General features: G+C 50.2%; 2 protein-coding genes. Both read right to left on the bottom strand.

Features of this window, described 5'->3' with window-relative positions:
• Positions 1-16: 16 nt before the first annotated feature.
• The gene (panB, locus tag AAC052_RS05850; protein ID WP_317488492.1) at positions 17-838 is read right to left on the bottom strand and encodes a 3-methyl-2-oxobutanoate hydroxymethyltransferase; all 822 of its coding nucleotides are present in this window, start codon (positions 836-838) and stop codon (positions 17-19) included.
• 162 nt (positions 839-1000) lie between these two features.
• Entirely contained in the window at positions 1001-12703 is an 11703-nt protein-coding gene (locus AAC052_RS05845; RefSeq protein WP_339811661.1) for an IPT/TIG domain-containing protein, read from the bottom strand.
• Positions 12704-12857 lie beyond the last annotated feature (154 nt).

Genomic DNA, 12857 nt, shown 5'->3' with positions numbered 1-12857 from the left:
ATAAATCTAATGAAAATTAATAACTCTCCTCCTGCGTGGGGAAGTCGTTCTTTTTCACATCGTCAATGTAGTTTTCTACAGCAGAGGTCATCACGCTGTCGAGGTCGGCATAGCGGCGCAAAAACCTTGGCTGGAATTCTTTGGTGATGCCCAGCATGTCGTGTACCACAAGCACCTGCCCGTCTACATCGGGCCCGGCACCAATACCAATGATGGGTATGCTGACAGCCTCAGCTACCTTTTTGGCAAGTTTTGCCGGGATTTTCTCAAGCACTATGGCGAAGCAACCAGTTTCTTCCAGCAGCTTGGCATCTTCGATAAGCTTTTGCGCTTCGGCTTCTTCCCTGGCCCTAACGGTGTAGGTACCAAATTTGAAAATAGACTGCGGCGTTAACCCCAGGTGGCCCATCACAGGCACCCCTGCACTCAGCACCCTCACAATGCTTTCCTTGATCTCGCTACCCCCTTCCATCTTTACGCCGTGTCCGCCCGACTCCTTCATGATCCTAATGGCAGATCGCAGCGCTTCGGTGGAGTTGCCCTGATAGGAACCAAACGGAATGTCGACAATGACCAATGCCCGAACCACCGCCCGAACCACGCTTGTGGCATGATAAATCATCTGATCCAGTGTAATCGGCAAGGTGGTGTCGTTGCCCGCCATGACATTGGAAGCAGAATCTCCAACAAGAATGACGTCTATCCCTGAGCCGTCCAATATTTTGGCCATGGAATAGTCATAGGCGGTAAGCATGGCTATTTTCTCCCCCCTGTTCTTCATTTCCTGAAGCTGATGGGTGGTTATCTTCTTGAGATTCGTGGAACGGGCTGATGGCATTTTGCTGATTTTGGGTGAAAATTAAAGAAAAGCCTTCTCGATAAGAAATTTGATTTCCTCTTAACAAAATATAGGATGCAAATAGTTTAAAAAAACAAAAACCCCAACCAACCTGATAGTGCTCAGGAGGAAGGGGTTGTTGCCGAAAACTGTTGTTGTGACCTATTTTGCAATCATTACCTTGACTTGATAGGGTAAAATCTCATTCATTTCCGCTCTTACGAACTTACCCATGTACATGCCGTTTTTCAGATGGGAGACATCGAAAATCCACTGGTGGTCTCCTTTGTCAGCTTTCAAAAGCTGGGACTCAAAAACTTGCAAGCCCGCCAGATTGAAGATGACGAATTTTAAATCTCCTGCCTTTTTGTTTGAAACCTCAATGGTCAGCTCATTTTGCACAGGCATTGGGTAGGCTACCAGCTTTTCGACAACCAACGGATCGTTTATCCCGGCAACTACTTCATCAATCCGCACCAGCACCGTCCCGCCCTCTGTGACAATGGCTGTCAACGCCACCTGGTCAGTTTCATTCACCAGATCAATGACTGCCGAGCCAAAATCCATCGGCACGCCTGCCAATTCCACGCTTAGCCTGTACTGGCCAACCACCAAGCCTGTCATTGTAAAGAGGCCATTCTCGTCGGTTTCTGCGTCTGTCACATAAGCACCTGTCGTAGCATTAAGCAGATTGACCGTCACGCCAGCGAGTGGGTCTCCGTCGTCCAGAATCCTGCCAATCTCCAGGCCACTTACCCGACTGTTGCCGCTGGTGTTGACCAGCCTGCCTTTCACAACGCCACGTCCCGTGGGTGCAGGCGCCACCTCCACTACTTCTATGTCAACATCACTCCGGCTGGCTGTAAGCGAAAGGGTGACGGCCTCCCTCACAAGAAGTGTATTACCAAACCAGGTATTTCTCAGGTTAGGGAACCTTGCCCGGTCGGGTTTAGCAAATATCAGGTAATCGGCCGCCTCAAGATTGACAAAACTGAATGTGTTCCTGTTTTCTGCCAGTTGCAACTCGTCAGTGCTCACAATATCCCAGCCGCCAGCCGCATTGGCTTTGTAAAGAAGCACCTCAACCACATTCACGGCGGATCCGCCTGGTGTCACCAGCAGCCCTGAGATACTCAGGCTGGTTACCTGGGCCTGAATAACGAAGGCTTCGTCGTTGGTATCGCTCACTGTACCATCTGCTGCTCTCACTCTCACAAACCCATTGGCTGTGGCTGCGTTAGGCACACTCCAATCGAACGAGCCATTCAGGGCGGAGGCTGTTCCCGAGGTCAGGGATTCATATGTGGCTCCGCCATCAGCTGAATACTCCACCACAAGCTCGGCATCCGGGTCAACAGAGGTAGTCGTCCACGTAACTTGCTTCTCCACTCCACCAGCAAGTATCTCACCGCTTTCCGGGGCAGTGACGACGATGGATGGAGCAGGTGCGATGCTGAACGTTGCTGAAATTGGCGAAACGTTATTGCCAGCATTCGCTAGCTTGAACTGGGCTTCCTGAGAGACGGGAGCTTCTATTGTTACGGTCATTTTCCCGGCGAGTTCCGAAGCAAGCCCGGTTCCTTTTGAGCTAAATGTTGTGCCGTTATCAGCTGAGTAAAACAGCTCCAGCTCATCCGAATCGAGCAGGTACTGTGCGGTCCAGGTCACATCATGTGATTCGCCGATAAACAAGGTCTCCCCTTCAGTTGGACTTGTGATAGCCAGCACAGGCTTTGGCAACACTGTGAAAACTTCGTCAGACACATCGCTTACTGACTCCCCAGTCTCCGTACTGATCCTGACAAGTGCCTCATCGCTGTATGCCTCTTCCATCACCAGATCGTATACGCCCGCCAGCTCTTCGATCGTACCGGAACCCAGCTGCTGGTAGGTCGCTCCATTATCAAGAGAATATTCGAACAGCAAAGACGTAGCAGGATCAAGCCCTTCTGTCGTAAACTCGATTTGAGCTGGCTTCCCAAAGCGAACCGTTTTTCCTCCGTTAGGGTAAACCACAGTAAGCAATGGCTTGATTCTTACCGTGAAGTTATCATTACTTTCATCCAACGCCTTATCGCCATCAACTGCGACTTTTATTCTGGCGGCAGTAGTTGGGTCACCTTCTGGGGTCCAATCGAATGTCCCAGAGAAGTCACCCACAACACCTGCAACAATTTCTGTGTAGCTGACCCCACCGTCGGTCGAGTAACTGATGGTCAAAGGCGAGTCAGCATCCAGTCCCTCCTCAGTCCACGTAATAATGTAAGCATCCCCCAGATTGAAGGTTTCCCCTCCATTTGGCGCCGTCACCACCACCGATTTGCGGGTAAATGTCTGCGCACTTGCGGCACTTGCTTCTCCTGATGTAGTTACTGTTAAAGCACCAGTGACAAAGCCAGCGGGCACCGTCACTCCCAAAGATGTGGTTGTGGCGGAGAAGGGAACAGCAGAAACTCCTCCTCCAAAGTTCACTGCGTTGTTAGCTGCAATTGAACTAAAGCCCTTGCCGGTGATCGTCAAGCTTTCCCCGCCATAACCGGACGTAATCGAAAGGCCGGCTGCATCAATTTGCGGTACTATAACAAAGCTCGCCGCTGAAAATGGCCCGGTGGTGGTGCCATTGAATGTTACGTTAAGCGCCCCTGTAATGGCGCCTTCCGGCACCTGCACAGTCAGACTGGAGGCTGTGGCAGCACTCGCCGTAGCAGTTACACCTCCATTGAAATTCACCACATTTTGTGAAGCATTTTCGTCTACAAAGCCTGTTCCGGTTATCGTCAAGGTAGAACCTATCGCTCCTTTTGCTGGTGAGAACCCTCCCGAGGAAATGGAAGGAAGCACTACAAAACTATTGGCCGTCGCTGCCGAGGTGCCCGAAGGGGTAGTAACCGTAAGTGAACCAGTAGCCGCACCAGCAGGCACAGTTACCGATAGAGAATTAGCAGAAACTGAGAATGGCACGGCCGTAGCTCCGGCGAAAGCAACCTGAGTAGCTCCGCTGAAATTAGTGCCGTTGATCTGAATGGTGGCACCTGTGATAGCCGCAGCAGTGAAAGTGGTAATCTTGGGCACAATGCTGAAGTTCCCCACAGATTGTACGGTAATGCCTCCCAATCCCAGCGATATTTTTCCGGTCGAAGCTCCCGAAGGCACTATGGCACTGAGCTCGTTATCGCTGGAGATTGTGAAGGAGGCATTAGTATTATTGAATTTCACGAAGGTCACTGTTGACAGATTGGCGCCCGAAATGGTCACCACATCACCTGAGCCACCCGACACAGGGCTAAAGCTCGCAATCGACGGCTGGCCCTTTATTTCGATGGTACTGCTGCTGGTTCCTGAACCCGAAGGCGTGGTCACCACTATGTTGCCAATACCAACATTTCCCGCAACCGTTGTTACTTTGACGAAGTCAGAAGAGACCTGGTCAATCGTAGCAGCGGTGCTGTTGATTGTCACGCTTGTTGCTCCGGTAAATGTTTTTCCATTGATGGTGATCTGGCTGCCTACCACAGCCAATGCAGGGAAGCTGGTCACTTTTGGTGTCACATTAAATGTGCCTGCGGTAAAAGACTGCCCAGCCTTTTTGATGACCACATCGCCGGATGTTGCTGATGAAGGCACCGTAACGGTAATGCTGGTACCATCAGGGTCGACGGTGAAAGAATTGGCAGATACTCCATTTACTTTCACCTCATTGGCCCCATTCATATTGACGCCGCTGATAGTAAACTGAGAGGCAACCGGCCCACTGGCTGGATTGATACTGAAGCTGCCGGGAGAAGGCAACAAGTTGAAGTTAGCGCTGCTCACCACCTGCTGAGAAGAAGTTGTGTTGATAACTTTTATCGGGCCGGTGATTGTACCAGCGGGCACCGTCACCATAAGACTGTTGCTATTGGCACCGGAAATAGTTGCCTGAACAAAGTCAGACGCCCGTGTGAAGTAAACTTCGTTGGCGCCAATGGTTGAGCCAAAATGGGAGCCGTTGATTGTCACTGTGCTCCCTTCAAGGCCGGTATTGGTGAAGCTGAAGATCTTCGGCACGACGTTGAAAGCAACTGCATTGGACGTCACGCCGCCCCTTGTCACCGTCACATTTCCGGTCGCCGCAGCATTCGAAGGCACCGTTGCTTTGATATTGTCGTCATTGAGAATGTCAAAAGTAGCAGAAGCTCCGTTAACGGTCACCGTGGTTACGTCTGGCAGGCTAAAATGGTCTCCGCTGATAGTGATCGTGCCACCGGCTATTCTGGCTGCCGGATCGACCGCAGTAATACTCGCTGCGGGAGAGACGATCAGCGCCTGGGCACTCTCTGCCAAAATACCTCTGCGGGTAACGGCCACTTTCCCGACACCCTGCGATCCAGACGGCACTGTGATCTGCAACCTGTTGCCATTCACAAACACCGCCGTAACCCCCACCTCGTTCACCGTCACGCTACTGATACTGGCCAGGCTTTCAAAATGATTGCCCTCTATGTAGAAAGTCTGCCCTTCCACCACTCGTTCGGTGGCTGGATTAATGTTGCTAAAGTCCGATTTCAGGAATCCTGTGATCTGCTGCTCTACAATGAATTCATCCGTGGCGAAAATGGTGAGACCGCCTCTGATGAGTTCGATATTGTTAGCCGTGCCATCAGCGTAAGCCGCCGCCGCCATAGGCACTTTGGCCGTGATGGTATTGTCATCGTCGACAGTGAAGTTACCAACGCCTACTAGGGCTCCGTTTATTTTAACAGAAGTAACATTGGGAGCGGTAAAGCCAGACCCTGTGATAGTGACAAAAGTGCCAGCCTGAGCACTTGCCTCGGCAATCTCAGTAATCGTCGCCTGGTCATCGAGTGTCAGCTGATTGGCGAGTGTCACCTCAATATTACCTTCAGCGCTTGTGACCGTCTTCACCAGCTTCACATCGTAGCTGGTAGCCGTCAGGGACGGGCCACTTTGGGCCGTCAACACTAGCTGTATTGCGTTGTCGCTTAGCACTGTGCTTTGGACAGTGGTTTCATTGCCTCCATCGACGAGCACCACCGAATTGACACCAGGTGTGCTAAAGTTGCTACCACTAAGTGTCAAAGTTTGCCCAATAACGTAGGTGGAAGCAGCAACATCTGTAGTTACCGACGGCTTCATGTAGAACTGAGCTGTGCCCGAGAAATCTACGTCAGATCCATCAAACGCTGATACCGTCAGGCCTCCTCTCAGAATTTTAAGTGCAACTGTACCTCCGGTAATGTTTGAAGGAACTGTGAGACTGATTTCACTGCTGCTGTTAACCGTTGAGCTTACCAACACATCGTTGAGATAAACCTGAGGGGTGTTATCGAAATTGCTGCCTGTGATAGTCAGGGTCTCAGTTTTTCCTTTTCTGTCACTGTCAAGTGAGGCGATGGTGTGTGGCGCCAGCACAGTGATGTTGCCAGCAGACACTTGTTCACCCAACCTGGTAAGGACTATTTCGTGGCTGCCTGGCGTGGTATTAGTCGGCACGGTAAAAGTAAGACTATTGGCGTTGATGGACGACACCGACACACTTGTGCCGCCAAGAGTCACGGTAGCGGATGGTGTGGTAAAAAACGTGCCGTTAACCGTCACTGAAGCCCCTGCAGTGACTGTTGACGCCGACAAGCTGCCAAAAGTATGCTTCACAGTAAATGTGCCCAGCGACTGAGTGAGGCCTGCTTTGGTAATCTGCACATTACCCTGTGTATTAAAATTGGAAATACTGGGCACCGTGGCCGTTATTTCTGTGGCGCTATTGACTGTAAATGAACTTACTGAAGTATTGTTGATGATGACGGAAGAGACCGCCGGGCTGGTGAAGTTCTGGCCGGTCAGTGTCACTGTTCCGCCGATTGCCTGAATTGTCGGGCTGAAGGAACTAAGTACCGCTCTCGGCACTATTGTAATATCGGTTGTGCTTTCCACCGTGCCCACAGGACCCGGTTTGATCACTTCTACCTTTCCCGTACCCACGGCGTTGGGAATGGTCACGCTCAGTGAACCATCGCCTGCAATGGAGAAGGTCGCATTCACGCCATTCACCTTTACCTGACTGACTGAAGGGTAGTAGAAGTTGTTCCCTGAAACGGTAATCTGCTGATCCACCACATAATTCTGGGTATTGAATGTGGTGGAAATACCATGCCGGACGTAGAAGTCGGAAGTGCTCTGGATGGTCAGTCCGGCACGTGTGATCGCCACCTTGCCCTGGCCAGCGAAGTTCATGCTGTTAGGCACTTTCACGACAAGCTGCGTGGCTGTGGCCGACTGGATAGCAGCAGACACGCCGTTGAGTGTGACGGATGTAACTACTGGCGACGTAAAGTTGGTGCCTGTGATCGTCACGTCCTGACCCAAACCTGCTACCTGAGTGAAGTTGGTGATCGTGTGCGGTGCAACGACTGTTAGCTCTGAATCGCTCTCATCGCTCAGGCCATTTTTCGTCACTGTTACCTTGTAGCTTCCGGGTGCCATCGTTGGCACTGTGATAGAAACACCGTAGTAATTGCTGTTGCTTGTGATGGTGGCCACTGTACTGCCGACCCTTACCTGCGAAACAGCATTGAGGAAAGTACCGCCAATGTTGAGCGTGGCTCCCGAAGCAAGGGTTGAAGCGGAAAGGCTGGTGATGTCAGGGGCAATTTCAAAATTATTGGCCGACTGGATTGTTTCACCTGCCCTGGTAATGCTGATGACCCCATTGTTGAAGATGGAAGGTACCGTAGCCTTGATCTCCGTGTCTGAGACCACATTAAATGTAGCGTTTGTGCCACTAAACCGGACTGTTGACACTGCTGGGCTATTAAAGTGTTCGCCAGTAATCGTCACCTCTGTTTTTGTGACCTGACCACTGGCAGGGGCAAATGATGAAATGATGGCGTGAGGCACAACAATAAAGTCGTTGGCACTCTCCGCTGTCTCCAGGATGGACTGGTTGGTCACCCTAAGTTTTCCAGTTACCGCACCCGAAGGAACAGTCACATTCAGGAATGTGCTATTGCCACTTGAAATGGTAGCTGGCTTGTTGTTGTAGAAAGTAACAAGGTTGTTGGAAGCGGTCGGGTTAAAGCCTGTGCCGGAAATAGATACACTTGCTCCCTCAACTGCTCCGGTGGCAAGTGTGAATGACGTGATCTTTGGCAAAACAGTAAACTGCTGTGGCCCTTCCACCGTAACTCCGCCTTTTGCTATTTCAACTTCCCCGGCTCCATACATCCAGGTTGGGACTGTAAACTGCATGGTGTTGTTGTCAACTACACTGAACGTGACGCTGTTCCCATTGACCACCAAATTGCTTGGCGCCGGGCTCTGGAAGTTCTGCCCTGTGATGGTTACTACTTGGCCGGAAGTGGCTTTCAGCGGCGAGAAGCTTGTAAACACAGGTGCAGCCACCACATCGAAGCTGGCGGAAGACACACCTTGCTGAGATACGTCGTTATTCACTACAGTTACTGAGCCATCAATAGCGTCCTGCGGTACGATGACTGTGATTGAGGAAGTGCTTTGAGAAACAATAGCCGCAGGCTTATTTTGGTTGAAATACACGGTGTTGTCAACACCGCTAAAGTACGAACCAAATACCGTTACCTGAGCACCCGGCGCAGCCTGCAATGTACTCAGCGACGTAATGGCTGGGATAACAGTCAGGTCTTCCAAACTTTCAACCTCCAGGCCACCTTTGGTCACACTCACTTTTCCGGTACCCGCAATGGAAGATGGCGAAATGTGCACCGTAATCTGCTGATCGGAGTCTATTGTGAAATACGGCGTTCCGAAGTAATAATACTGGTAAGTAATGCTCTCTCCGTTGATCTTTACTAAGCTGGCTCCCGTAAAATTGTCTCCGGTGATGACCAGCGACTGACCTTTGGTAATTTTAGTGGCAGACAGGGACGTGATCTTGTGTTGCTCAACCGTCAGGTCATCTAACGCCTCGAAGAATCCATTGTTAGTACTCACAGTCACCTTGCCAGTGCTGGCTCCATGAGGCACGGTCACATTGATTTGGGTATTTGACACTCCGGATGCGGTAGCAGCCAGGCCGTTGATAAATACCTGCGTATTGTTATTAAGAAATGACGTATTCACACCTGAAATGGTGACTGTTTCAAAGATTCCCGCCGTTTTTGGTGTGAAATCAATCGACTGAATTTTAAACGCCTGTGCGGATGTATAAACGATCCCGTCAACATCCACCTCCACTGCGCCGGTAGCTTCCACGCCTGACGGAACCACTACTGAAAGTAAATCAGCACTTTCCACCACCACCGAGGCTGCTGCCACAGATCCTAAAATACCATTTGTAAACGTTACCGAAACAGCTGTGGCCGCCTCAAAGTCAATACCACTGCCGTTGATAAAGACAGTGTTGCCTACCTGGCCCTGGTCTGGAGTAAGGGTAATTCCCGAAAGCACGAGCTGACTCGGCGAAATGGCCGTTCCTTTGCCGGAAACATTCACTTTGATGAAACCAGAAACCGTTCCTTGTGGCACTTCCACCACCAGCTGAGTAGCCGAGGCCGATGTTGGGTAGGCAGTTATGTCCGGGAAACCAGGGAAGGTGATTTGGTTGTGATTGGCAATAGATGAAAAGCCACTGCCGTCAATTTGAAGATTGGCACCGCTGTTGATCAACGTAAGCGAACTGATGGAAGGAGCAGGAAGGATTGATACTTCAGCGCTGGCAATGGTCGCCAGGCCTGACTGATCCACCAGACGGATAATGGCATCTGTTTGTGAGGCAACTTCGGGAACCAACCAATCAAACTCTGTGAAGGATGCAGACAGGTCGTCTTCTATCAGGAACCAGTTGGCTCCAGCGTCAAGCGAATACTCAACGCTGAGCAGATCGACCAGCGTACTTCCCCACCTGATTGTAGTAACGCTGTTTGAGATCAGCTCTGCAGCATTCGCCGGAGCAAAAAGCACCAGTGAAGGCCCGGAGGTTGCCGCTCTGCCCTGCACATTTACATCGATATCAATATTCGACAGATTGGAATCGACAAATCGGTTTCTCAAGACACCCTGTGCAAGTGCTCCGTTATTGGTCGCTGGCGCAAACTTGACATACACAGGAATGCTCCTGATGCCTGCTTGAGGTGCTATTACCAAACTGTTTGTAAAGCCTGAACCTTCGCTCAAAGAAATTTCAAAATCATCAGGATTGGTCGAGGTTACCGTAACCCCAACGTTGGTCACATTCAGCAGATAAGACAATACAGTCGTCGTGCTGGCCTGCCTGATGCCGAAGTCAACAAGGCTGACAGGGTCGTATCCCTCATCTGTTGCCACTACGGGATAAACCACATCAAATGCTTCTGTTTCGATGGTTTGGCCTCCGCCAACGATCCTGAATTTGGCATTCTCACCCACAAAATCAGGGGTGTAGCTATAGGTCACGTCAAAGTCAGCAGAAATGTCGATTGCGTCTTCGATGAGTACCTGCGACTGGCCGGGCACCACATAGTAGAGGTCGAAGGTGCTGAGGCCGTCGTTTGTAAAGGTGATATCGACGGGAAGGTCATAAACGAGTATATTCTCCCCTTCCTGAGGGTAGCTGACCGCCAGGTTGTAAATGGCGGGGCTGGCAATGTAAAATATGTCGGAAGCGCCCAGAACGGTTGTTCCGTATTTCGCCCTGATCATGCATGACTCAGAAACAAACGAAGGATTGTTCGGCACAAAATCGAAGAAATATGACCCGGCAATATTGTCCAGGGTATTGAGTGCGGCCGTTTGGATTGTATAAGGGAAACTCACACCGCCGTTGGTCGACAGTTCAAAACTGAGCTCATCACTTCCCGCTATTTCCGAAGGCAAAAACTCGACGGCCACCGACCCACCAAGGTATACCACATCACCTGACGGACTGGAAAACTCGACTGAACGAACCGGTATGGGCACGATACTGAAAAAGCTGTCACTTTCGTCGGACTCTGCAGTGGTTGTGTTGGTGATTTTCACCTTTACTTCTGAACTCACATCGTCGGGTACCGTCCAGGTGTAGGAGTTGCCTGGCACGGCGGAGTATAATCCGGAAAAAATGGTTTGGTCTCCCGCACCAGTGTTATAGCTGACTACAATATTGTCGGAGCTATTCCAGGCGTTAGATAGAGACCAGGTAATACTTACCTCGTCGCCCACAAAGAACGCCTGTCCTCCATTGGGCGCTGTTAGTGCCACAGCGGGACAGCTGGAACAAATTGTAAATGCGGGTGAAATCGCCTCCACCGAGCGACTACTGTTTACCACTCTGATTTCCATAGTGGCAGTCCCGGAAATGCTCACGTTGGGAATGGTATAACTATAACTCATTTCGGATCCTGACGGGGATAAATAGAGCCCGTATTGATTGTAAAAGTTCACCCAGCCGCCCCCATTTACCCGGTAGTAAATCTGGAAATAGTCGTTGTTGGTCACATCACCATTTGTCCAAGCAAGCTGTATAGTAGAGCCGAGAGCCTTTATCTCTTCACCTGTCGGACTGGTAATCGACACGCTAGGCTCGTAGTAAACCCGGAAATCAGTGCTGACTCCCTCAACATTCCTCGAAGCATTGACCACCCTTATTTCGACCTGGCTTTCTGCATCCGTCCCAAAATCAGGAATCGTCCAGTTGTAGCTCATTTGGTTGCCACTCGGCGACAGGTAAAGCCCATATTGATTGACAAAATTTATCCAGCTACCCCCGTCTTTGCGGTAGTAGAGCTGGAAGTAATCGTTGTTCGTATGGTCGCCGTTTGTCCAGGTAATGGTCAATGGATTGCCGAACTTCAATTCCTCGGTGCCGGTCGGATTGGTAACAACCACTTCCGGTTCGTAGTAAACCCTGAAATCATTGCTGATTCCTTCAACATTCCTTGAGCTGTTTACTACTCTTACCTCCACCTGGCTTTCAGCATCAGTGCCGAAGTCAGGAATCGTCCAGCTGTAACTCATCTGGCTCCCACTAGGCGACAAGTACAGCCCATATTGATTGACAAAATTTATCCAGCTACCCCCGTCTTTACGGTAGTAAAGTTGGAAATAGTCATTGTTCGTGTAGTCTCCGTTGGTCCAGGTAATAGTCAGTGAGTTACCAAACTTGAGTTCCTCTGTTCCAGTCGGGTTAGTCACCACCACTTCCGGCTCATAGTATACCCTGAAGTTGTTGCTGATTCCCTCGACATTCCTCGAAGCGTTCACCACTCTTATTTCGACCTGGCTTTCTGCATCAGTCCCAAAATCAGGAATTGTCCAGTTGTAACTCATCTGGCTGCCACTAGGCGACAAGTACAGCCCATATTGGCTGGTAAAGTTTACCCAACTTCCGCCGTCTTTACGGTAGTAAAGTTGGAAATAGTCATTACTGGTGTAGTCTCCGTTGGTCCAGCTTATGGTCAGTGGATCGCCGAATTTTAGCTCTTCGGTACCAACCGGATTGGTGACCACCACTTCCGGTTCGTAGTAAACCCTGAAATCATTGCCGATTCCCTCAACACTCCTCGAAGCATTCACAACTCTAATTTCAACCTGGCTTTCTGCATCGGTTCCAAAATCTGGAATCGTCCAGTTGTAGCTCATCTGGTTGCCAGTCGGCGACAGGTTCGTCCCATATTGACTGAGAAAATTCACCCAGCCAGCTCCATCTTTGCGGTAGTAAAGCTGGAAGTAGTCGGAGGTGGCGTAGGTTGAGTAATTCTGCCAGGAAATCGTCAGCGATTCACCAAACTTCTTTTCCTCCGTGCCAACCGGACTCAAAAGGGTGATATCGTCTAGAGGTGATCTGGAAAAGTCATCAACTGCTACAGATTTGCAGTAACCATTCAGGATGAAAAAACATAGAGAAACAACGGCAAAAATCTTGGTGAAAACTTTCATTTGATCTGGTTCTACGGTCTAATTGGATTTTGACACCATAAAATTAGACCGGGCCAAGACCGTCCGAAATACCGTCTTCGGGGTATATTACACTAACCTTTTCCCGAAAAAAGAAGCCCGTTCAACTGGCACGCTACATCACAAAATATTTGAT

The organism is uncultured Imperialibacter sp. (assembly GCF_963974565.1).
GTDB lineage: Bacteria > Bacteroidota > Bacteroidia > Cytophagales > Cyclobacteriaceae > Imperialibacter > Imperialibacter roseus.
Note: the sequence above shows the minus strand (reverse complement) of the source record. Positions and strands in the feature narration are given on the sequence as shown.